Genomic DNA, 24712 nt, shown 5'->3' on the forward strand with positions numbered 1-24712 from the left:
TGACCAACATCATTTCTAATTTTTTGTCCACCCAGTATTTTTACGATGTTAAAAACGGATTATGAAAACTATAAAATTCGTTCCCAGTGATGCCAAACAAAAACAATTTGCGTTGGCAGTCAGAAAAAAAGTGAATGATTATTTCAGAGACAATGGAATTTCAATAAAGGGTAATCTAAGGTTGGCCATCCAGACAATTGTTATGCTATCATTCTATATTGTTCCTTTTGTACTCATATTTATAATTCCAATGAACGCATGGCTTGCATTGCTTCTGGCAGCTTTAAGCGGTGCCGGAATGGCGGGGGTTGGAATGTGTGTAATGCACGATGCAATTCATGGATCTTATTCGGATAAAGAGTGGATTAACAAGATGCTCGGCGGAACCATGTATCTGTTAGGCAGCAATGTATTTAACTGGAAAATACAACATAATTACCTGCATCATTCCTATACCAATATTGAAGGATATGACCACGATATAGATTCAAAAGGACCCATCCGTCTATCGGAATTTGCTCCGCTAAAAAAAATCCACCGCTATCAATATATTCACGCTTTCTTCTTCTATGGATTAATGACCATTTCTAAATTGATAAACGATTTTACACAACTGCAGGACTTCAACAAAGCAGGCATTACCCGGCAATACAAAATCAATCCTGTTTTGGAGTACACAAAATTGGTCATTGTAAAGGCCCTTTATCTTTTTATTTTTATTGGTCTCCCTATTTTGTTTACGCCTTTTAGCTGGTGGCAGGTTTTACTTGGCTTTTTTATAATGCATTGGGTTGCCGGATGCATCTTAAGTACCATCTTTCAAATGGCACATGTAGTTGAGGGTGCAGAGCAATTGCTACCCAGTGCAGAAGGTATTATAGATGAAGATTGGGCGGTACATGAATTACGTTCTACCTCAGACTTTGCAAGAAATAATCTTTTCCTTGAGTATTATGTTGGCGGGCTAAATTTCCAGATCGAACATCATTTATTTCCGAATATCTGCCATATACACTACAGAAAGATTGCGCCGATAGTTGAAAACACAGCAAAAGAATTTGGCTTTACTTATAATTTGAAACCAACATTCAGCAAAGCGCTTTTTTCACATATTGAGAGACTTAAAGAATTGGGTAGGCCTCTTCATAGTCCGAGTACCTCAGGGAAATACTCCACCCAAAACGCATAATATTTCGCTTGTACCACGCTTTTGGCTCATTTAAAAAACTCGAAATGAAAAATAAAAGCATCCAGACAGAAATTGACGCTTGTTTTTTATATCAAAAGCTTGCTGACCATGAGCCCGATGCAACTATTGCAAATGTGTATAGACAAATGAGTGAAATTGAAAAAGGTCATGCGGAGGCTTTTGCTAAAAAAGAGAATATACCTGTTGAAACTTTAATGCAACCTTCCTGGCGAGCAAGAACACTAAATACTATCGGTAAGATATTTGGGTATGACTATGTTTTAGGAGTTTTAATGGACACAGAAAAAAGCATTGCGAATGCTATTGTTTCTGCAAAGCAAAAGAACAAGCAAAAAATAACCGGGACAGAAACAACTCATGTAAATATTCTTCGAACAATTCTCGAAAAGGAAGCTAAAGTAACAGGCACACAACTTTCAAAATTTGAAAGCAGGCATCGTTCCGTTGGTGGAAATGCCATTAGAGCGGCAGTTTTAGGAGGCAACGACGGCTTGGTGTCAAACTTTAGTTTAGTAATGGGAATTGCAGGTGCAACTGCAGGACAGCAAGGTGTGTTATTAGCTGGATTAGCAGGGTTATTAGCCGGAGCTTTATCTATGTCGTTAGGTGAATGGATTTCTGTAAAGAGTTCGCAGGAGCTATATGAAAATCAAATGCAATTAGAAATGGAAGAATTGGAAACAAGTCCGGAAGGAGAAATGAAAGAGTTGGCTTTGATATACGTGGCGAAAGGCATCCCCGAAGAACAGGCACAGCAAATGGCGGGCGATATAATGAAAGATAAAAGCGGTGCACACGAAATATTGGTTAGAGAGGAATTAGGAATAAATGCCGAAGAATTGAAAGGTTCTGCTGTTGAAGCGGCTGTGTATTCTTTTATACTGTTTGCAATTGGTGCTGTTATACCCGTTTTACCTTTCATGTTTAGTAGCGGAATGAAAGCTGTAATAATTAGTGTTTGTGCAAGTGCTATTGGACTATTTGTAATAGGTTCGGCTATCACTTTATTTACAGGAAAAAATATTTGGTATTCGGGCTTCAGGCAGGTAATATTTGGTTTGGCCGCAGCGGCAATCACCTTTGGAATTGGGAAATTGATTGGTATATCAATAACATAACTTGTTAAGTAATATAAAAAGCGGTATTCCCATTAATGCTTGAAGTATTATCAGATACCCTTGAAATGCTGGTTATTATAGTTTTAAGTTAAAGCAACATTTTTAGCGTTAAAAGCTTTCACAAATGTATCATTCCCCTTTTGTGAAAATCGTTGATGTAGACATTATTACCAGGATAAGTATTATATTATGTTTTACAGGTTTTTCTTTTTTAGGAGAAGCCCAAATCTCTGATACTTTATCGAACCTACCTCCTCAAAAGCATCGAAACATTTTTCAATTTGGCATTAACGCAATTACCAAGAGTGACGCAGATACATCAATGCGTGCAAATGTGATTAACATCAGGAGCGTTGAACCGTTTATTCCCTACCAAGGTAAAATCATCCGTAATATATTTATCAATCAACTTGGTTTTGAAAAAACGTTTACAGATACCACAAAGAAGATTGATTATTTCGGCAAGAAAATTAGCAACCACCTGCATAGAAATACGAGAGACTGGGTTATCCGAAACAATTTATTTATTAGAGAAAATCAACCGCTGAATGCAAGTTTAGTGGCCGATAATGAACGGCACCTTCGTTCGCTGGAATTTATCCAGGATGCCCGCATATTAATTAGCCCTATTACTACAGAAAAGGATTCCATTGATATTGTTGTTGTCACTAAAGATATCTTCGAGATAATAGCGGAACTGAACAATTTAACTCTGGATCACTTTAAAGCGAAGATTGGAGATGTGAATCTACTCGGCATGGGTCAAAAGATTAGTTTCACGGCGTTATTGCAAAAAGATCGTAATCCAAATTTTGGCTACGAAATTTATTATAGTAAAAATAATATAGCCAACACATTCATTAATGCTACCGCCGGTTATACGTCTATCAAACAAGACCTCGCCCAAAGTGCTGACGATGAGCATTCATGGTATCTGAAGTTAGAACAACCTTTGGCATCCCAATATTTGCATTTTGCAGGTGCAATAACATTCGCCGGTAACGAATCGTATAACAATTACAGCAAGCCGGATAGTATGTTTTATAAATATCATTACAATACGTTTGATATGTGGGCGGGGTATAACCTTGGCTTGAGAAAGCTGCTGTTGTTTAAAAGCAAACAGAATAGAGAATTCGTAAGCCTCCGCTATTTTCATAACCCATTTTTATTAACTCCCTACCAGGTGGCAAAGCAGTTCAATTTTAACTTCAATAGCAGGGAAGCTATACTTGGACAGTTTACATTCTTCAAGCAAAATTTTTATAAAACCAATTATATTTTCGGATTTGGAATTACTGAAGACGTTCCTTATGGTTACAATATTGCTCTTACTACTGGTTGGTATAAACAATGGAACCAGGAAAGGCTTTATGCGGGAGTGGATGCTAATCGTTACTTAGTAACAACAAAGGGCGATGTAATGCAATACTTTTTACGTACAGGCACCTTTGTAAATGACGGCAAATTAGAGGATGCCGCAATGTTAATGGGGACAACTATTTTTAGCAGGCTTCATTTTATGAATAAGACCAAAATGCGGCAATACCTGCAGTTTAGCTATACGAGGCAATTTAACCGTGTTAGTCTCTATCCCTTGTCTATCGGTAATGTTTTCGGGCTTCGAAATTATAATCTCGATTCTGCCAGTGGAAACCAACGAATTAGTTTGCATGCAGAAACGTTCTTTTTTCTTAAATACAAAATGCTAGGATTTAAGTTTGCTCCCTTTACCGCAGGAGATATTGTGCTGCTGACTTCTGACCGGGAAAGGTCGAAGAACGGCTGGTATTATGCAATCGGAGGTGGTGTCCGTACCAGGAACGAGAACTTGATTTTTAAAACGATAGAATTGCGTTTTTCATATTTTCCACGCCAGTCGCAACAAAACAATACTTTCAAGGTTACCCTCAATAGCAGCATACGGTTTAGGTATAACAGCAACTACGTTAAAGCTCCAGACATCATCCAACTTAATAATGATTATGAAAATAATATCTATTAAAATATAAAACTCGCCCTCTTAAATATTTCCTCATTGGTTTTCATGAATCTACTCTTAAACTTATGCTGCGCTTTAGCCATAATTAAACACTCACCTAATATTAATAAAAAACAAACACTGTTTCCTCAAACTTACTTATCTCGGGTCAGCCTTGCATATTAACAGCTTACGCAACTGCCTTAAGCTAGTACGAAGGATATGAAACTACCCATATCCATCTGCAGGAAAGGGTGCTCATGGTCTCCTACCTTTAGGTTCGTCATTTCATTTTCCGTGTTTATATGCTTTGTTTGTAACCGGCAAACAAAGCAGTAAAGGCTTGCTCTATTTAACTCAAAAGGAGGGAGGGTGGATTGTATACTTTATTAGCAATGTGCCTAAGCGATTATTAAAACCCATGATCGGGCTCGTCAAAATCAGAATGGTATCGCCTTCATTTTGTACAGTAGTGTTGTTACTGCTTAAAACACTATCATTTGCAATAGTGGAAAAAGGCTGCCCCTCGTCTTTTTTATTGCTTGATGATACTATAATACCTTTATCATTCGCAATAGCTATGCGCTGAAAATTTTTTTCTTTGACCATATCGTTTGCAAAAAGATTCACCTGGTTAATATTTCCTTGCATCATTTCAGATCGCACAGCCCAGAGGTAGGCTTTAGCTAATAACTTCAAATGTTCTTCATGAGATTCCACAATATGCCTGGTCGCTTTTTCTTTTATAGTTTGCCTTTCAATTTCTGCAGCCTTTTTTGTACTACTCACTTCCATTGATTTCCATATCCAAACAACAATAACTAAGATCAAAGCAGCTCCAACCGTTATCAAAAACTTCTTATTGAAATTAGATTGCAGCGAAGTGGGCTGCTTTTGTTCATGTTTGTTATCAGTGCCTGATTTGTCATTCAGCTCATTCATATTCTTAAGATTGGACAATTAAAAATACCTCTTTTGAAATGCTGAAAACTATTCACCTCAGTAGTTACTCAATTGTTTCGGTGTCATTTAAAGATCTTCAACTGCGTTAGTATATCGTACATTTCCTGCTGGAATACGCCCTCATTTTTTTTAATCTCACACAGGTAGAATCGTATACGCAAAAAAAGGCCAACAAAGGCATAGGTTCGCTACAATAGTGTAACAATGCAAAAATTTAGATTGTGGTATCAATAATTTTGGCGCCTGTTAATGTTGCCATTCGCCTTTGCTATTGTTGTTTATGGCTCAATTATCACCTTCAACGCTTTTTCCTTTGAAGCATTGCCGAATACTTCGTAAGCCTTCAATATTTCATCTAACTTAAAATGATGGGTTATTAGTTTTGCAGGCTCTAATTTTCCTGATGTAACCGTTTTCAATAACATAGGTGTTGTGTTAGTATTTACCAGGCCGGTAGTTATTGTTATGTTTTTAATCCACAATTCCTGTATTTGAAGGTCTACTTTTTTGCCATGCACTCCAACGTTTGCAACATGGCCGCCAGGACGAACTATGTTTTGACAAATATCAAAAGTATCAGGAATGCCCACTGCTTCAATTGATACATCTACCCCGTCTTTAGTTTCCGACATTATTTTCTTTACAGCATCTTCCTGTGCTGAATTGATGATATGGGTTGCACCCAATTTCTTTGCTACACCAAGCCTGTTGTCATCAACGTCAATCATATACACAACAGCCGGAGAATAAAATTGTGCAGTTAGCAAGGCGGCCATACCTATCGGTCCTGCACCAACTATGGCAATGGTATCTCCAGGCTTAACACATCCGTATACTACGCCTATTTCGTGGCCGGTTGGTAATATATCGCTCAGCATTACCAATGCTTCCTCGTCGGCTCCGGCAGGTATTGCATACAAACTATTATCTGCATGAGGAATACGAACATATTCAGCTTGCGTACCGTTAATAAGATGTCCCAGTATCCAACCCCCATCTTCGCAATGCGAGTACATTTGTTTTTTGCAATATTCGCAAGTCCCGTCGGCAGTAATACACGAAATAATTACATGGTCGCCTTTTTTGAAGTTCCTGATTGCTGTGCCTACTTCTTCTACCACACCAACCCCTTCGTGCCCAAGAGTAGTACCGGGTAATACAGAAGGTGTCTTGCCGTGCAATATACCTAAGTCTGTTCCACAGATAGTGGTCTTTAAAATTTTGACCACAACATCTGTTGGTTTTAAAATTTCCGGCACCAGTATATCTTTCAATTCTATGATACCCGGACCCCCATAAACAAGGCCCCTCATAGTTGCCCTTATGCCTGGTTTTACTATTTCTTCTGATTTACTTGTCTCTGTTTGACCAGTAAGCAAATCTTCAGTTATCGTTTTCATTACGATGTATTTAATTGATAAAATATTTAAGAGTTGTGGTAAGCGTTTCTCTAAAACAAACTTTCAGGAAAGGAGTTTCCTGAAAGTTTGTTTTAGATTTATCAGCTGGCTTTACAAGCTCTTGGAAACTAATAATGAATGATAAAGTAGAAATGACTTCATCACAATACCATAAAGGCTAAGGTGAACAATTGGTATACTTCACCCCGGATAAACATGTGCAATGATTTTTTTCGAGCTGGGCTGCATCACGTTCTTTATCATCGTTGCGTCGCACACTTGTACGATTTTGTCATTATTCAGCCATGCACCAACTTATTAAACGAGAAGTATAATTATTCTCGCCTTTATTTTTTCTGCTTGAATACAATTTTAGAAGCACCTTTAAAAAAGCATTGTAGCGCTTGCAGGATTATTTCTGGGAATAACCTCACCGGTATCCAAAACGCTTTGTAATGAACCTTTGATAGGTGTTGCGTTTTGACAACAACAACTGTTCATACTTTCAAGACTACGGGTTTTTATCTTTCAATTTACTCTTTGCCACAAAATGTTTATGCCCCTTCTTGTCTATCCAATAATACTTTGAATGGTGATTAATGTAAATCGTCTGCCCATTTGGCCCTTGCTTTTCTTCATATACTTTATCTACTATACCAGCTTTCCCTTTCGATGCTAATTCAGCGGTTTTGTTTCCTACTTTTTTTGCACCTTTACTTATAGCGCTTTCTGTTTTTTTCGCACCTTTTTTTATATGATGACCGGCAGAAGTTGTGTCCTGTGCCTGAACGCTAAGGGCAGAAAAAACTCCGAAAGAAATTGCGACGAAATAAACAAAAACAAACTTTTTCATAACTATTAATTTTAATGTTTTATAATAACGAATCTACTCTTTAAAAGTGAAAATAGCTAGTGCCTTATGACCTAAAAAATCCGTTGGAGCGAAAGGGGCGCAGCCGACAAAAATGGCATCCATAATGTTGTTTGGCCGAAAGCTATTTTCAACAACAATTACGTTTTCGATGGCTTCTCCTGTAAATGTTGATTATTGCGGTAAGCTTCTGATCGCCTGCCTCATACTTTCCAATTCACGCAGTTTCTCTTGCTTTTTTTGTAATTGTTCGCTAAGCTTCGCTATTTTTTTATTCTGCTTCTTTACATCGCTGTCGGCACTCCTGGAATCTTTGGCACTGTTATAAGCTTTATTTGCTTTCTTTTTTGCTCTTTTGGCTTCTCCTAAATCGCCACTGGTTGCCTTCGAGGCCTGCTCACTACTTTGGCCGGCAGTGCTTTGAGCCTCTGAAGTAGCTGCAGCTGCCTTAGTATGATAGCCCGGCAAATTGTTTTGTGCAACTGTTAGTTTAGACGTTAGTTCAGCAATTTCATTACTTAATTTCACGTACTCCTTATTGAGTTTGACGGTATCCGCAGCAGTTTTATATTTCTGGGAAAATGCTGAAGTCGCCGACATTACCAATAGAATCGCCGGCAAGAAGAATTGTAACTTTTTCATTTATTTGAGATTTATCTGTAATTAAGAAAACATCGATTAATTTATTTCAAATGATATCGGCAATAGAAATATTTTATCAAACCGCACTCAATTTCCCCCCCTTTTTGGATCTATAAAACCCTTTCCGACTACTTCGCGAAGCTATGTTTCACTGATCTGCTATATTATGACCAGGCGCGGAATAAAACATGTTTTTGGTCAGTATATTACGTAATAGGATAATACATACATCTCATGGAGATGTTGTCTGCAGCGTAAGGATTGCTTCCTGGCAGAGCTGTTTGATAAGGAAGGAAACGCCGTAGGTTCTATTAACCAGGAGAATCTTATTCCTTTTTTCCTGTGTTACCAGCGTGACAGCTTGTATTATGCAACAGCTGATGTAAACTTTTATAGAGGCGATAATGTTACAAATTATACAATTACAATTACCGGGGTTAACAACAAAAGGAGACCTGATTTATAAACGTGTTATTATTATACCACGGATTAACATGGAGAATAAAAGCTGAATGATATTCAGACGTTAATGGAATTTAATAAAGACAATAAGTTAGTGCAACGTTGTGCCAAAGGAATGGAACTGGAAGGGCAAGGGCAGTTAACAGAGGCATGCAACCTCTTTAATGAAGCATGGAATGCAGCGACGAATGACTTTGAAAAGTTTAGGGATGCGCATCATGTAGCCCGACAGCAAAAAAGTATTACTGACAAATAAAAGTGCGACGAGGCAGCATTACAACATGCTTTGAACGTAGATGACAAAACCATTAGAGGAACATTGCCATCTATTTATTTAGACATGGGAAAGTGTTACGAAGATCTGAATGATTTTAATAATCAAAACTAATTATCATGCAGCTTTCTCTTTTGCAAGTTTTCTTTATGGCAACGGATACGGGAACATGATAAAAGCAAGAATTACAAATGGACTTGACAGAGTTAAGTGGTGATTACAGCTTGTTTACATTACTAAACAAACAAAACAACGAACCGCTAACAACTGCTTGCGAAAATGGCGGCTGATAAACGTCATTAAGCAACAGTAAGGCTATTAAATTATATAACTATATTTGAAATGACGGATCGCTGAATACCGCTCCTTCACCAAGCCGTAGCACATTGTGCGGCGACTATAAAATAGCATTTATCAAAACTCAAGCAATCTCAATTGATGTCAAACAAAAATGAACTATTAGCTCGAAGAATAATTAATGAAATTTTTAGTCAAAAAAATTTGAATAGTTTTTATGAATTAATTTCTGAAGATATTACAATTCATGATACGGATAAAGAAATTCACGGACTCGAAAATTTAAAGGTTGGAATTAATAATTTGCATATAGCTTTCCCCGATCTGAATTATGATATAGAAGATATTTTGTTAGACGGGGATAAAGTTGTTGCTCGTTGTAAGGGTTCGGGAACACATCTTGGTACCTTTCGTGGTATTTCTGCTACTGACAAAAAGATGAATTATACGGTAATTCTCATTTGGCGCTTTTCTGATGGTAAGTTAATAGAACATTGGTCTGTATCTGATGTATATGGAATGTTGCAACAACTTGAAGTGATCAACATTAAAGTAAAATAGCATTGTATTTTGGAATGTTTAGAGACAAATTTGGTATTGAATGGAAGGTGGATTTTGACCAAAAGATATAAGGGAAAGTATAAGTGAAAAACATCGGACGTATAACAGCAGTCCGGCAAACAATATCAGCCATCAATGCCGTTCAAAAAAGAAAAAAATGGACACTTTGCACATCATTCCCGTTACTGACAGCCGTCATTGTTTGCCACGACCAATGTATTTTTCTTTGTAGACTTAACATACTTCAGCAATATGGTACGAAGAAGTTTGCTTATTTGCGGTTTGGTCGCAATGCTATGGTATGCAGCTATGACCATCGTAGTACCCACTCAATATGATGGCTATAACAGCCTTTCTCAATCGATTAGCGAATTGTCGGCAATAGATGCACCGACCCGTACTTTGTGGATAGTACTAGGAATATTTTATTTCATCCTCTTCATTGCTTTCGGCTTAGGTACCTGGTTATCCGCCAACGGTAACCGCAAGCTGCAGATAGTTGCAATCATTATTGTTTTCGATGCAGTGTTTGGTATTTTCTGGCCCCCGATGCACCAGAGGGAAGTTATTGCTGCAGGAGGGGGAACCGTTACAGACACACTCCACATTGTTTGGGCCTTTGTCCATCTTGTGCTGATGTTGCTGATGATCGGCTTTGGCGCATCGGTATTCGGGAAAGATTTCCGGATTTTCTCAGCAGCAATCGTCCTGGTCTTTATCGTGTTTGGCATATTGACAACAATAGATAGCCGTAGGATAAAAGGTAATTTCCCCACACCATTTCTAGGCCTGTGGGAACGCATCAACATAGCTACGTACATGATTTGGGTGATCGTATTTGCCAGTAGACGACTGAAGCGAAATAATCAACTTGCCAGCAAGGTCACATTCTTTGATTCAACAGTTAAAAAAGACCCGTATGCAGATTGTTATAATAATCATTCAGTCTTTTGCTGTCTTCCTGGGTGTTGTGGCAGCGCTGCTAAGCATATTGTTTTTTATACAGCTGCACTGGCCCGCAGCGGCTTTATGGATCTTGAAATTATATGCATCGGCATTATCGCCTTTATTTGTCTTAATTGGCTTGTTTGGCATTATCGTAGGGCTGGCAACCAGTTCTTTCTTTATTAGTTTGATGGGCATATACAACGCTTTGATTTTTGGTATCCACATATTTATCGTTACAAGGCCACCTGCTGCTTCAAGTAACTTTGAAACGGCTTTCGGTTTACGTTGGAAGGAGAAAATAAAATACGGTTTAAAGACCCGCTTTCTTCCAAAGCGTATGGTGTTAACGTTGCCTGAAGTTCCGCATGCCCGCATGGAACAAAACATTTCATTTGCAACAATTCCCGGTACCAGCAGAAAACTTTTGTGCGATGTATGGCAACCAGCAGAAAATGTGGTCCAATCTGGATTGGCCTTTATTTACTTGCATGGCGCGGGATGGTATATTCTTGACAAAGACCTGGGTACCCGACCACTTTTTACTCACCTGGCTGCACAAGGCCATGTGGTGATTGACGTTGCTTACCGGCTGGCACCTGAAACGGACATGATGGGCATGGTAAACGATGTAAAGCGAGCTATTAACTGGATGAAAGAAAATGCAGCCACTTATGGAATAAATCCGGATCGGGTAGTGGTCGGCGGTGGTTCTTCCGGCGGGCACCTTGCCCTGATGGCAGCCTATACCGCAAACAATCCGCAGTTTAGCCCACAGGAAATTGAAGGAAAAGACATCAGTGTACGTGGAGTAATCTCGTTTTATGGGCCTGCGGATTTAGAGGCAATGTATTACCACACCAACCAACATATTACTACCAGGCCAGCACCCGGAAAGCCAAAAAAAGCTGTTCCTGCAGAAATGCCCGGATCGATCAAAAAAATAATGGGAAAAGAATATTATCGTTTGAATTTCGACAAGGGAATTGCAAATACCGGAACTTTTGCTCCCTTATTGGGTGGCCACCCCAATGAGTGCCCGGAAATTTACGCCCTGTTTTCACCGGTAACACATGTTCATTTCAATTGCCCACCCACCTTGCTTATACACGGTGAGCATGACGTTATGGCCCCCGTAAAAAGCACCCGCTCCCTGTACGCCAAACTGGTAGAAAAAAATGTTCAAACGGTGATGCATATCATACCACAGGCAGATCATGCTTTTGACTTGCAACTGCCGAAAATATCCCCATCAGCACATAATGCTATTTTTGATACTGAACGTTTTTTAGCGATGATGGTTTAAGACAAGAACAATAGCCACCAATAAAACTGCTGTACCTTTTACAGGAATTGAGTAGGTTAATTTAGTAGTGGATAGTTTATCGTACAGTATTTTACATGAACTATGAACATGGAATTCTCTAGCATGGCTGCGATATTTTAAGAATTCAGCTGATGGCACAACCATGTACGAACACAGCAGCCCCACCTTTTCATTTGCCTTCAATTATAGACATAGAGAGCAACCTAATGCAAAACAGTGATACTAGTATAGCACTCGATTCTCTTGCGCTTCTCTTTTCTACAATTCATGAATATATGGCAGGCTATCTTTAAACTTGTCGAATTCCATCTCAACAAAAAAGTTCTTAACCCCACCTGTTTTTGCGGCAGCAAAAAATTCTTTCCAGTCAATAATACCCTGTCCAACCGGTACCTCCTTTTTATCGGCAGTCCAATCAGACAGGTGTGCTGAGATAAACCTTCCGGGATATTTGTTGAAATAAGTAGAAGCCTTATAACCCAAATTTATCACTTCGGCCTGGAATTGCATCTTAACCAGCCCAGGATCAAAGCGACTCATTAAAGCATCATAAATGAGTTGCCCTTCAAGCTTCGCAAATTCGAATTCGTGGTTGTGAAATCCCGCTTGTAGTCCTGCTTTTTTTATTTTTTCTGCCGCCTTGTTTAGTTTATCTGCAGCAGTATAATAATCATTTAATGTGGAATTCTTAGGCAACCAAAATGTAGAGCAGATCATTTGTGTAAGACCTAACTGCTGCGAAAATTCGATGCTTTCATCGAGTTTATCAAAAAGTTCCCCCGATCCAAAATGGCAACTCGGGCAGGTAAGACCTGCATCTGTAATAGTGCTACGGATATCTGAGGGCTTCATATTTACAAAAGGCCCAAAGCCTATGTCAGCATACCCTTTGGGCGAACACATCTCTATAAGTTTGTAACCCATTCCTGCCATTGTTTTCAACGTTCCGGGAAAATCTTTACCAAGCATCTCTTTAACTGTCCATGATTGAAAACCGATAGGCATATTGCTGGCGGTAGCTTCTGCAAAAAGCTGCTTTGGTAATTGTGACAATGCAATAACTCCGCCTGCAGCCTTCGCTGTTTGTGAGATGAAAGACCTTCTGTTTATTAGTTTCATGGAGGTTATTTTATTTTTTTTTAATCGACTATTTAGCAGCAGGAACCGGATGGTCTAGCCTTTTTAAATGAAAATTCGGCATTGAAAATGATGTAAGAGCCACCATGCTAACAGCAGCGTTATTCTATATTGAGTTTATCAACTCCATTCAATAGAATACTCAAGTGTTTCATTAGATTTTCAATGTCTGAAATATAATCTTCAATATGAATTTCTTCTGCTGTTCCAAAACTAATTGACTTTTCCTGTTTCGTGATTATTTTTTTCGCACGATTATCGCGATGAATTGGAGTAAATCTATGATTAAAAGCGTTTCTAATATTATAAGAATCTCTCGTGTTTTCTAAAAACTTCTTTAATTCAAATCGAATGTTTTCAGATTTTATTTTATCAATAAAATTTTGGTTTAAATGTATTTTTGTTTCATCAATTCTTAAATCAAACATTATGTTTAATAACTGTCCAAGTACGTCTCTGGTAGAAAAGAAATAGTAATAAAATATTTCTACATAATACTCAAATAATACCTTGTCTGTATGTTTTTGGTTGCCCTCATGCAACTTACTCCTTTCTAATCTTTGATAATGAGTAGCTGTGTATATGTATGTTTCATTTAGCTTTCCGATTCGATTATTAAGACAATTATTCCACCAATAAATATCTTCTTTTGTTATTGCATTTTCAATCTCGGAATTTTCTATAAAGTCAATAAATGCTGATATATATGCGATATCCAATCGGCTAATTTTCGGAATTCGTTTTTTTATTTCTTTTCTTTCGGCTTTTGTCGGATAAGAGAAACTGTCTGATTTTAAAATGATTTCTGTTTTCATTTTGACTATAATGTGTGTCGCGAAGTTTTTATGAAGTTTCGTGAACATTATTGCTAACGCTTAAATTGACCCAATCTCCCATCCTTTCCTGTATTCCCGCGATAAGTATTTGTTTGCTTCAGGTACGTTTGTGATCTGAAGGTTTTCTGCATTATATTTTAACAGCTTATTGCTTCGCAGCGCTACGGCATACAAGTTAACTGCGGTTGTTATATGTTCTGCTTCGGAAAAATTACCCGGATACTGTTTCCCTGTTTTGCACGCCTGAACGAACAATTGTAAAGCTTTTGAAGCTTTTTCCTCATCACTCGCATTACTATTATTGGTAGCGGCAGTGTTATCGATTTTTTTCTGGGAAATGATCTGCGGATTTTCAACATTAAAACCAGCTAATATCTTACCCTTGTCACCGACGAACATCATTCCTTCCTCCGGCAGTTCTTTATTATCGTTTGATAATTCGTCAGGTATAGGTGGACGCATTCCTCCATCGTACCAGCACAAATCTACAGGAGCCCTATTGCCGTTTGCAGGATATTTAAACCGTACGGTGCTGGCCATTGGAAACGAAAAATCATTATTAACGCGGAACGGAACAGGTCCGTTAAAGTCGCAAACATGACTACGGTGCGGCTCGACAGTTGTGGGAGATGTTAGCTGTAATGCATTGAAGACTGTCCACAAACTGTAGTGGCCCATATCGGCCATAGAACCTCCACCGAAATCGTACCATCCGCGAAAGACCATGTTGGTATAGTTGGGATGATAAGGCCTTTCGGCCTCAGGGCCAAGCCACAGATCCCAATCGAAGCCGGCAGGAACAGGTGGTTTATCTGTAGGAAGTTCAGCATATTGGGGCCATACAGGGCGATTGGTCCAGTTGTGCACTTCTTTCAATGTTCCGATAGCTCCTGTATTGATCCATGACATCACTTTATCCATTGGTCCGTTAAAATCCCAAGGAACAAGGTGTGTTATTACCTTACTGCTTCGTGCCATTTCGATCACTTTCTTTCCCTCCAGCAGCCGATTGGAAAGTGGTTTGTGCATCAGCACATGTTTGCCCTTTTTCATGGCAGCCATAGAAAGGACACCATGAAGGTGATCAGGGGTCATTATTTTAACGGCATCAAGGTCTTTCTCTTTTTCCAGCAATTCCCGCGCATCTGCATACGCTTTACAGCCTTTATATTTTTGTCCCGGCAAATTATTTGCATAAAACGTGTCAACAATGGACTTTCCATTTTCTCTTCCACCGGGAATCACATTTCCGCCACCCGGCTCCCACGTTGGACTTTTAATGGCCTTGCGAATTTCATCCTTCAAATAATTTGGTCCCCAGTCTCTGTAGCCTATAGCCTCTTTATTTGGGTCACAGACTGCAACCACCTGTATTCCAGGTTCAGCCAGCATAGCCAGCATCTCCCTTATGCCTTGTGTTCCGGTCCCAATATAAGCAAGAGTTACTTTGTCACTCGGGGGAATATAATTTTTCCCGCCGAGCACGTGTCGTGGGACAATAGTGAAAGCGGCGGCGGCAGTTGCGGTAAGCTCAACAAATTTCCGGCGATTCATTCCCGGAGTCTGGAAAGAAATGCTTTCTTTTTTTTCTGTTTGATTATTTGAATCAATCGAATTCTCAGTGGCGTCTTTTTTCATACAGCAATTTTTATCGTTAGTGGTGCTTTAAAAGTAAGCGATATTATGATGCACAAGGTTGATAAGAGAATAAATTTTTGGAATAGGGTTAATCACATAAGCAAATAGTGACATAAGACGTAAATAGCGACATAGTAAGACCTATAGTGCATGTCAGCCTAGTTTCCAGTGTGCCTTTTATGTAATTAAAGAGTCTGTTGAATGAGTCCTGCACTATAGCCCCTTTAGTGGTTGGGGTAAATATTTATTTAATAATGCCTTACCCTGCCTGATCGCATCCCTTCCATTCGATTCAATTCCATACCAGCCAGTGTAACCAGCATGTTTACATACCTCAATCATCTTTACTGTAAGTTCTTCCGTAGGTTGATTTCGATAAGACATTCCCCCCGCAAAAGGAGCTGTTTTTTGCAGGTAGGAATAGTTATCAAATTCATCTGCAGGTTCACGCCAATCGGGATAAGTACCAAACAGTGGATGATTAACTTCTTTCATAAGAGCTACCATCCAATCAGCGTCATTGGAGAAGCCACCATGATTTTCTATCAGTATTTTCACATTCGAATCACTTGCATATTCTAACAACCCATGGTATGCTTCTGATGCACGCTTCATTGCGTCTTCTTTAGAAACATCTTCTGTACCCCTGCAATTAGTGCGGATTGCATGGCAACCTAAGTAATGAGCTATATCAACCCATTTTCGGTGATTTATTTCAAATTGTTTCCTTTCTTTTTTGTCAGATACACATGGGTCTCCTTCATCATCTACCATTATCAAAATCATCGCCACTCCATTATTCGCTGCATTTTGTTTCAATGTGTTTAGGTAACTAATGGTAGGAACTTCAAATAGTGTATTAACAAACTCAATCCCATTAAGATCGAAGCCCTCTCTTGCAATTTTTGGAAAATCCAATGTATTCCATTTGCCTGCTTTTATTTCCTCCACCAATGCCCATTGGGCGAGCGATATATCGTCTTTTGTCATGTAGTTGTTTTATTTCGAAAATGATTATTAATCCTTAAATATACAAAACTGGTATTATGGTTAAAGCGGCATACAAGAAACAAACCTTTTCTACTTTATTAATCATACTTCGAGTGCTCCTTCTGTCACCACGCATCACCCTTTTCTTTTTTATCATAACATATATTCCTAATTTAGAGTGATTAAGTAAACGGATAACAACCTCTGCATGAAAATTATTTTTTCCCTAAGTTTTCTATACTTTCTCGTAGCGATCTCTGCCGCCTCACAGCCCCGCGTTGCTATTGCCGGTCTCGCGATAGAATCAAGTACATTTTCCCCGGCTCTTACAACGGAAGAGGCTTTTTATGCAAAATATGGTGCAGATGTTCTTACTACCTATCCATTCTTAGCAGTAGATTCTCCGCTTCGTAAGCGGGTAAAATGGATTCCAACAATAGTCGGCAAATCACTGCCGGGAGGTGCAGTAACGAGAGAGGCATACGAATCTCTCGTAAACAAGACGCTCGACTCCCTTAAGAAAAACCTACCGTACGACGGTCTTTGGTTTGACATACATGGCGCTATGAGCGTGGTTGGACTTGATGATCCTGAAGGTGACTTTATTACAAGAATTCGAAAAGTGATAGGAAAGAAGACGATCATTTCAACTTCAATGGACTTACATGGAAACGTTTCTTGGCGTCTTGCACAAAATACGGATCTGATTACCTGTTACCGGATGGCGCCGCATGAAGATGCTATGGAGACAAAAGAAAGGGCGGTAAAAAATCTTTTGCAAAGGATCGAAAGTGGAAAAGGAAAGCCAGCCTATAAAGCCTGGATACCCATACCCATATTATTACCCGGAGAAAAAACCAGCACCAGGATAGAGCCTGGAAAGAGCCTATACAAAGCTGTTGCCCCTGCTGCTGCCCAGGATGGTATCATTGATGCTGCTATATGGATAGGATATGCGTGGGCTGATGAACCTCGTAATCATGCTGTTGTTATGGTTACCGGTGATGATAAAGAAAAGGTAAAAAAAACAGCTCATCGACTCGCTCAAAGTTTTTGGAATGCCCGTTCGCAGTTTGCTTTTGTAGCTCCAACCGGCACCTTAACCGAGTGCCTCGATAAAGCGCTTGCCAGCAAAAAGCGTCCTTTTTTTATTAGTGACTCCGGCGATAATCCTACTGCCGGCGGCGCTGGTGATGTGACGTGGACTTTGACAGAAATACTTAAACGTCCTGAGTTTAAACCCGAAAACGGTCATTCTCTTATTTATGCTTCTATTCCCGGACCTGACCTCATTAAGAAGGCTATAACAGCAGGCGTTGGCGCACATGTAGAAGGTTACGTGGGTGCAAAAGTAGATGGCCGGTTTGCTCCGCCTTTATTCATTGCAGGCAAAGTGGAGTCGATAGAATATGGTGATAGCGATGCGGAAGTTGAAGCGGTTATCCGGGTTGGAAGTGTTCACGTTATTGTCACCCAAAAACGTAAACCTTACCACAAGGAAAAGGATTTTACCAGGCTTGGGCTTAATCCACGTAAAACTGATATTGTAGTGGTGAAAATTGGCTATTTAGAACCTGAATTGTATACTATGCAAGCTGACTGGTTGCTGGCACTAACGGTGGGTGGAGTGGATCAAAACTTAGAACGACTAGGTTATAAAAGGATCAAACGGCCAATGTTTCCTTTAGACAAGAATATGCCAGATCCCGATCTTTCTGCAAAGCTGGTGCCTTCATCGGGTAATTAAAGCAATGCCTTGATAGTTTTGTAAATAATCGGAGGATCAAAATGTTTAAATTCTTTATAATAGCTGGCTTAAATTATTTACAGTTTATCAGTACAACAGTTCCCTTTTAGTTTTCAGGTCGTTCTCCTTCATATTTGGTAAGAGCAAAACCAAACAAAGGTATTCGTATCTTCATCAATCCCTAAAACACTTCCGTTCCATCTTTTGGTATATCATTGGTGCCAATAGGTTTTGTCTCAGTTGTAATTTGTATATCGGGTTGTAAGTATCATCGATTTATAAAATGGAGAACGTTTTTAGTATGAGGATTAAAGACTTTCCAATCAGCATCACGGACAATGACAGGTATAGAAATGATAAGGATGATTAAGAAGGAACAAGTAACTTTTCCTATGGCAACTTGTTACACAACATTCTGTTCTATTGCGGCATAATTATCAGGGAAAATGATAATACATACTTTTATTTTGACAATCGCGACAAAGCTCCGCATAGTGTACCGAAAAAATAAAAACGTCTTAAAGATATTGATTACAATAAGTTATATTTTACTAAGCGGAACCGGACGGGAAAGCTTAATCCGCTATAACTTGTTGAATTACAATTTCTTATTATTTTACTCGATTTTTTACTCGATTAAAGTAAAAAGCACTTGTCAAATCTTACATTTTCCGTACATAGTTAGACTTGTTCTTACAAAGTTAGCTTTTTCAATAAGATATATTCTTTAAAACGAAGAAAAAGAAAACTGTTAGTAATCACTGCAAGTTAAATGAAGCCTGTATTAAGTTAAGGACAACTGCATCCTCTAAGAACCTCTTGCATTTTTAAATATAATTATTTAATTTTAAAAGGTTAGTTTCTCTCATACGGTACTTTGTGATATCCCTTTCGGCTTACCTGCTAACCCTTGCGTTATCTGTCTATATCTAACCCTTGTATTATGGGCTAACCTCCGTATTGTGATAAAAGGGTAGTTTAATAACACAAGCTTTAATCGTATGTACAAGACTTTTAGTTACACAAGAGTCGACACTTGTAAGAACACTTCAAATTTGACCGTATGAAAAAGCTTATGTTACTCTTTGCAGCAATTCTTTATTTCCAAAATAGCTATTCACAACCGGGCCGACTTGATGCATCATTCGGCAATAAAGGAATAGTTCGTACAGACTTTGGAGTTTTTTCTAAGTATAGTTACGGTGCACAAGGAAAGCAAGTACTGACACAACGCAACGGCACTATCTACCTTACCTTTGAAACACACGGGCAAACTCTAATCACCCGACTTCTTGCTGATGGCCGCGCAGATGCATCTTATGCAAATAATGGGTATTCACAATCAACCAGCATTTCACCCGCCGCCTCCGCCTTACAAAAAGATGGAAAGATTGTAGTGGTCGGCAGCTCCAATTATCTTTTTGCCATTGTTCGCTACAGTACTAATGGCACTCTTGACACTACCTTTTCAAAAGATGGAAAACAAACTACAGATTTTGGCGCTGGCACAGAAGATGAGGCCCATTCAATTGCCATACAAAAAGATGGAAAAATTATTGTGGTGGGTGTTTCTTATGTCCAACCAGATTATGCCAAGGGCGCACTTGCCCGCTATAATACCGATGGCTCCCTCGATACTACTTTTTCACAAGTAATTCTTTAGCCTTACAAAGTGATGGAAAGATTGCGGTGGCAGGTTCTACCGTTGTGAACGGTAGAACTAATTTTGCAATAGCCCGTTACAACGTCAATGGGGCACCTGATACTACTTTTTCTGACGATGGAAAGGTAACGACCGGTTTTGCATCTCAAAATGGTGAAGTTAATTCTTTAGCTATTCAAAGCGACGGAAAGATTATAGCTGCGGGGACAACTTACTCGTACTCTCACTATCATTTTACCCTGGTACGGTACAAGGGTAATAGCTCTCTTGATACCACTTTTTCACACGATGGGAAGCAGATTACTGATTTTGGAGCTGATTATAATGTTGCGCACTCTTTGATCGTACAAAGCGATGGAAAGATAATAGCTGCAGGCACCACGGGTGCAGGCGCAAGTGATTTTGCCGTTGCTCGTTACAATACTAATGGCACACTTGATAAAACCTTTTCACAAGACGGAAAGCAGATTACGGATTTTGGAGCTGATGCTGATACGGAAACGTCAGCAGCTATTCAAAGTGATGGAAAGATTTTAGTAGCTGGTACTGCAGACCTAGGCACTGGTGGAGGAAAATTTGCACTTGCTCGTTACAACAAAGCCGGCACCCTCGATAAGACCTTTTCGGATGATGGGAAATTGATTGGTTACTTTCCTGCAGGTAATACCACTTACACTGCCGTGGCTACACAAAGTGATGGAAAGATTGTAGTGGCGGGCTATACCTACACAGCCAGTGGGGCCGATTTTGTCCTTGCCCGCTACAATACTGATGGCACCCTTGATACTACTTTTTCACTGGATGGAAAACAAACTACTGATTTTGGGTCTACTGCTGACTTAGCTTCATCCCTTGCCATTCAAAAGGATGGAAGAATTGTATTAGCAGGCAGTACAAATATAGATAATAGTGGAGCTGATTTTGCCCTTGCTCGCTACAATCCGGATGGCACCCTTGATACTACTTTTTCACAGGATGGAAGGCAAACAACCGATTTTACATCTGGTAATGATTTTGCTGCATCTGTAGCCCTACAAGGTGATGGAAAGATTGTATTGGCAGGTATGGTCGTTAACAACTATTATAGAGATTTCGGCCTTGCCCGTTACAATACTGATGGTACCCTTGATATCACTTTTTCAGGCGACGGAAAACAAACCGTTAATTTTAGCGCGGACGACGATTATGCTAATGCATTGGCTATACAAGCTGATGGAAAAATAGTAGTGGCTGGCACTACTTACAATATCGGTTTGTATGATAACAGTTTTGATTTTGCAATAGCAAGATTTAATACTGATGGAAGTCCTGACAACACTTTTAATAAAGATGGAAAGCAAACCACTGACTTTAACAATAATTCAGATGATCGCTGTTCTTCTATAGCAATTCAAATCGATGGTAAGATAGTGGCAACAGGTAATACACATGTAAACAGTGAAGTTTTTGCAGTTGTTCGATACAATATAAATGGGAGTCTTGACAGTACCTTTAATAATGACGGAAAGCAAACCTCTGACTTTGGTCCCGTTGGGAAAGGCTTTATTGCGGAAGATTATGCAACATCAGCAGCTATTCAAAGTAATGGGAAGATAATAGTGGCAGGAGAGACTTACCGTACTGACTGGAATTTTGCTCTTGCTCGCTATAATACAAATGGGACCTTGGACACAATTTTTGGGCAGAATGGAAAACAAATAACAGAAGCAACTGAAGGAGAAGATTTTATTAAGGATATAACAATTTATAAGAACAAATTGTACATAGCAGGCTCTGGCCAGAATCCTGGCAACGTTGGAGTTGTCGCAAGGTATCTGCTCGATAATGAAAGGGTAAACAAACCTCCAACTGTTACTCTTTCTACGCCTTACAATATCGTAAAGTATTCTGCCCCTGCAAGAATTAAACTCCAAGCTGCAGCAACTGATCAAGATGGCAAAGTAACTAAAGTTCATTTTTTTTCTGGTTCAACAACATTGCATACTGAAAATGTTTATCCCTATGACTTTTTATGGATAAACGTACCGGTTGGCAATTACACCCTTACTGCAAAAGCTTACGATAGTGGCAACGTAGCTACATCAAACGCTATAAATGTATTGGTAGTAGAGGAAAATGTACCGCCTGTAGTAAGTATTGAAAATCCTGTTAATGATACAACCTATACCGGCCCTGCAACTATTCATTTAGTTGCGAAAGCAAAAGACAACAATGACAGGATAAGTAAAGTAGAGTTTTATAATGGAACGTCTATATTAAGAACAGAATACATTTATCCTTATACTTATAACTGGATAAATGTACAACCCGGAACATACATTATAACTGCTAAAGCTTATGATGACAAAGGTCTTTCTGCAACATCTAAAGCTGTAATATTTACAGTAACAGAGACTGCAGCGGCAAAACGTAGACCTATTTCTTCAAATAATAAAAATAATTTCCCGGCCCTCAGACTAAGTCCAAACCCTGCCAAAAACAGTTTAAATATTTACACAAGTGAATTAGAACAAAATAAGCCATCAACAATATTGGTTATATCCGCTACAGGAGTTGTAATGAAAACTATACATACAAAATTGTCAAATCAAATTGTTCAACTAGATGTATCAGCACTGGCAAAGGGGGTATATACTGTAAAGGTTGCAACAGGTAAGCAAGTTGTGTATATGCAGTTTGTGAAGTTGTAAGGAATGCAGCAACGATTCTGCTCATAAGGATTAGATTAAGGGCCCAAGATTTTTACCTGCACTACAAGGGAATGAAGGTTTTAAAACAAAACAAGATGCAAGCAAAGTTGCATTGCTTGTGATTGAAAAAATAAAAGGTAAAATGTTACCTACGTTTTGGATTCGTGAATGAAAAAAATAGACATGATAAAAAAATTGAATATTAAAAAACTTTTCATCATGCTCAACTCAACTTCAATTAATCAAGAAGGGAAATCCTCTTTCCTATTACCAAAAAGTATTTTACTCCTCCGAAATCAGCTTTCCGTCTCTATGTTCCGTGGCTGTACACATTTATTGAGCCGAGGTGGAGCTAAGGTTGTGTATAAACAATTTGTGAAGGTGTAATTGGTGAAATGATAACCTGTATATACCGGGCTATAAAGAATTGTAATCTAATTTCTTTATTTAAATATCTATTGTAAACCGACAATTGACGATAAATTATTGAACCCCCTAAAACTGGCAATATGAAAAAGATTATCGTAGTAATTATAATTTACTTTTTAGCAGGTATATTTTATACACATGCACAAACTTTATATGGTATGACGAATTCTGGAGGTGCCAGTGGTTATGGTGTTATTTTTTCCTTTGATCCTTCAACTTCCACTTATAACAAGCTGAAGGATTTTGATAACGCTAATGGTAGTACTCCTTATGGCAGCCTTATGCAGGCAAGAGATGGAAACCTATATGGCATGACCGGTATTGGAGGAAGCAGCGGTGTTGGTGTTATTTTTTCCTTTGATCCTTACTCTTCCACTTATTCAAAGGTGAAGGATTTTGATAATACCAATGGTTATAATCCTTTTGGCGGCCTAATAGAGGCAAGTGATGGAAAGTTATATGGTATGACTAGCGCTGGAGGAAGCAGCAATGTTGGTGTTATTTTTTCCTTTGATCCTTCCTCCTCCACTTATGCAAAGCTGAAGGATTTTGATTATCCCAATGGTGCTTTTCCTTCTCCTTCGAACAGCCTTATGCAGGCAAGCGATGGAAAGCTCTACGGAGTGACAGAAGTTGGAGGAAGCAACTACAGCGGTGTTATTTTTTCCTTTGATCCTTCCTCTTCCACTTATACAAAACTGAAGGATTTTGATAATCCCGATGGTTCTACCGATGGTTCTTTTCCTTTCGGCAGCCTTATGCAGGCAAGCGATGGAAAGCTCTATGGGATGACGCTTGATGGAGGAAACAACGGTCTTGGTGTTATTTTTTCCTTTGATCCTTCAACTTCCACTTATACTAAACTGAAGGATTTTGATAACGCTAATGGTGGTACTCCTTATGGCAGCCTTATGCAGGCAAACGATGGAAAGCTATATGGCATGACAGGTAAAGGAGGAAGCGGCGGTGTTGGTGTTATTTTTTCCTTTGATCCTACTACATCCATTTATACCAAGCTGAAGGATTTTAATAACGCTAATGGTGGTACTCCTTATGGCAGCCTTATGCAGGCAAGCGATGGAAAGCTATATGGCATGACGGCTTTTGGAGGAAGCAGCGATGTTGGTGTTATTTTCTCCTTTGATCCTTCGTCTGCTACTTATACAAAACTAAAAGATTTTAATGGTGCCAACGGCGCAACTCCTTCTTGCGGTTCAGCGTTTATTGAGGTTCTTCTAGATGAAAATTTAGATTTTGTAAGCAGCTTTACGCTGGTAAATGCAATTACAGACAAGGATATACAAGCTATCCCTGACGGAAGTGTTTTAGATAAAACAGCTTTACCTCCTAATTTGAACATCCGTGCTAACACCACTGCAACAAAAGTAGGCAGTGTTGTATTTATTTTGGATGGCCAAAAAGTAAGAACAGAAAANGGTTTTCCTTATGCCCTTGCAGGCGATTTCCCTGTTGGCGATTATCTTGCATGGTCTTTGCCTTTAGGTGATCATACATTAACTGCCATCCCTTA

Annotated in this window: 20 protein-coding genes; 12 read left to right on the forward strand and 8 right to left on the reverse strand. The window is 39.0% G+C overall.

Annotation, left to right across the window (positions count from 1 at the left end; translation table 11 throughout):
• Positions 1–61: 61 nt before the first annotated feature.
• From B154_RS0113990 to B154_RS0114000, 3 genes are all read left to right on the forward strand, one after another.
• The gene (locus B154_RS0113990) at positions 62–1189 is read left to right on the forward strand and encodes a fatty acid desaturase family protein (protein ID WP_018614880.1); all 1128 of its coding nucleotides are present in this window, start codon (positions 62–64) and stop codon (positions 1187–1189) included.
• 44 nt (positions 1190–1233) lie between these two features.
• Entirely contained in the window at positions 1234–2328 is a 1095-nt protein-coding gene (locus B154_RS0113995; RefSeq protein ID WP_018614881.1) for a VIT1/CCC1 transporter family protein, read from the forward strand.
• 142 nt (positions 2329–2470) lie between these two features.
• Positions 2471–4333: a hypothetical protein gene (locus B154_RS0114000; RefSeq protein WP_245542605.1), complete on the forward strand. Its 1863-nt coding sequence runs from the start codon at positions 2471–2473 to the stop codon at positions 4331–4333.
• Between the two features lie 333 nt (positions 4334–4666).
• Here the strand turns inward: B154_RS0114000 and B154_RS0114005 are convergent, their stop codons facing one another.
• From B154_RS0114005 to B154_RS0114025, 4 genes are all read right to left on the reverse strand, one after another.
• Positions 4667–5251 (reverse strand): hypothetical protein, encoded by a 585-nt coding sequence (locus B154_RS0114005; RefSeq protein ID WP_018614883.1) that lies wholly within the window; start codon positions 5249–5251, stop codon positions 4667–4669.
• Positions 5252–5550: 299 nt separating this feature from the next.
• Positions 5551–6672, reverse strand: coding sequence for a zinc-dependent alcohol dehydrogenase family protein (locus tag B154_RS0114010; RefSeq protein ID WP_018614884.1), 1122 nt, complete (start codon positions 6670–6672; stop codon positions 5551–5553).
• A gap of 511 nt (positions 6673–7183) precedes the next feature.
• The gene (locus tag B154_RS33095; protein ID WP_018614886.1) at positions 7184–7525 is read right to left on the reverse strand and encodes a hypothetical protein; all 342 of its coding nucleotides are present in this window, start codon (positions 7523–7525) and stop codon (positions 7184–7186) included.
• A gap of 192 nt (positions 7526–7717) precedes the next feature.
• The gene (locus B154_RS0114025; protein ID WP_026260191.1) at positions 7718–8185 is read right to left on the reverse strand and encodes a hypothetical protein; all 468 of its coding nucleotides are present in this window, start codon (positions 8183–8185) and stop codon (positions 7718–7720) included.
• 529 nt (positions 8186–8714) lie between these two features.
• Between B154_RS0114025 and B154_RS33405 the strand changes: the two genes are divergently transcribed.
• From B154_RS33405 to B154_RS0114050, 4 genes are all read left to right on the forward strand, one after another.
• Positions 8715–8903 (forward strand): hypothetical protein, encoded by a 189-nt coding sequence (locus B154_RS33405; RefSeq protein ID WP_018614888.1) that lies wholly within the window; start codon positions 8715–8717, stop codon positions 8901–8903.
• A gap of 456 nt (positions 8904–9359) precedes the next feature.
• Positions 9360–9779, forward strand: a complete 420-nt coding sequence (locus B154_RS30760; RefSeq protein ID WP_018614890.1) for an ester cyclase — start codon at positions 9360–9362, stop codon at positions 9777–9779.
• A 291-nt stretch (positions 9780–10070) separates the two neighbouring features.
• On the forward strand, positions 10071–10910 hold the full coding sequence (locus B154_RS0114045) for a DUF998 domain-containing protein (RefSeq protein WP_281166871.1): 840 nt from the start codon (positions 10071–10073) through the stop codon (positions 10908–10910).
• A complete protein-coding gene (locus B154_RS0114050; RefSeq protein WP_211217499.1) occupies positions 10864–12030 on the forward strand; it encodes an alpha/beta hydrolase in 1167 nt (388 codons plus the stop codon). Before B154_RS0114045 ends, B154_RS0114050 begins: the two co-directional genes overlap by 47 nt.
• A gap of 279 nt (positions 12031–12309) precedes the next feature.
• On the opposite strand, the gene B154_RS0114055 is transcribed toward B154_RS0114050, so the two are convergent.
• The 4 genes from B154_RS0114055 to B154_RS0114070 all read right to left on the reverse strand — a co-directional run bounded on the left by B154_RS0114055 (position 12310) and on the right by B154_RS0114070 (position 16652).
• Positions 12310–13170 (reverse strand): sugar phosphate isomerase/epimerase family protein, encoded by an 861-nt coding sequence (locus B154_RS0114055; protein ID WP_018614893.1) that lies wholly within the window; start codon positions 13168–13170, stop codon positions 12310–12312.
• Between the two features lie 119 nt (positions 13171–13289).
• Complete coding sequence (locus B154_RS0114060; RefSeq protein WP_018614894.1) at positions 13290–14003, reverse strand: Cthe_2314 family HEPN domain-containing protein; 714 nt, start codon at positions 14001–14003, stop codon at positions 13290–13292.
• Between the two features lie 60 nt (positions 14004–14063).
• The gene (locus tag B154_RS0114065; protein WP_018614895.1) at positions 14064–15662 is read right to left on the reverse strand and encodes a Gfo/Idh/MocA family protein; all 1599 of its coding nucleotides are present in this window, start codon (positions 15660–15662) and stop codon (positions 14064–14066) included.
• A gap of 213 nt (positions 15663–15875) precedes the next feature.
• A complete protein-coding gene (locus tag B154_RS0114070) occupies positions 15876–16652 on the reverse strand; it encodes a sugar phosphate isomerase/epimerase family protein (protein ID WP_018614896.1) in 777 nt (258 codons plus the stop codon).
• A gap of 208 nt (positions 16653–16860) precedes the next feature.
• Between B154_RS0114070 and B154_RS0114075 the strand changes: the two genes are divergently transcribed.
• From B154_RS0114075 to B154_RS33720, 5 genes are all read left to right on the forward strand, one after another.
• Positions 16861–18399 (forward strand): M81 family metallopeptidase, encoded by a 1539-nt coding sequence (locus B154_RS0114075; RefSeq protein ID WP_018614897.1) that lies wholly within the window; start codon positions 16861–16863, stop codon positions 18397–18399.
• A 1063-nt stretch (positions 18400–19462) separates the two neighbouring features.
• Positions 19463–20062, forward strand: a complete 600-nt coding sequence (locus B154_RS0114080) for a delta-60 repeat domain-containing protein (protein WP_018614898.1) — start codon at positions 19463–19465, stop codon at positions 20060–20062.
• A 44-nt stretch (positions 20063–20106) separates the two neighbouring features.
• Positions 20107–22752, forward strand: coding sequence for an Ig-like domain-containing protein (locus B154_RS30765; protein WP_157580753.1), 2646 nt, complete (start codon positions 20107–20109; stop codon positions 22750–22752).
• A 34-nt stretch (positions 22753–22786) separates the two neighbouring features.
• The gene (locus B154_RS33905; RefSeq protein ID WP_157580761.1) at positions 22787–22924 is read left to right on the forward strand and encodes a DUF4907 domain-containing protein; all 138 of its coding nucleotides are present in this window, start codon (positions 22787–22789) and stop codon (positions 22922–22924) included.
• A 415-nt stretch (positions 22925–23339) separates the two neighbouring features.
• Positions 23340–24712, forward strand: a 1373-nt coding sequence (locus B154_RS33720) for a choice-of-anchor tandem repeat GloVer-containing protein (RefSeq protein ID WP_425423113.1), incomplete at its 3' end; no start/stop codon positions are given.

This window comes from Segetibacter koreensis DSM 18137, assembly GCF_000374045.1.
GTDB classification, from domain to species: Bacteria; Bacteroidota; Bacteroidia; order Chitinophagales; family Chitinophagaceae; genus Segetibacter; species Segetibacter koreensis.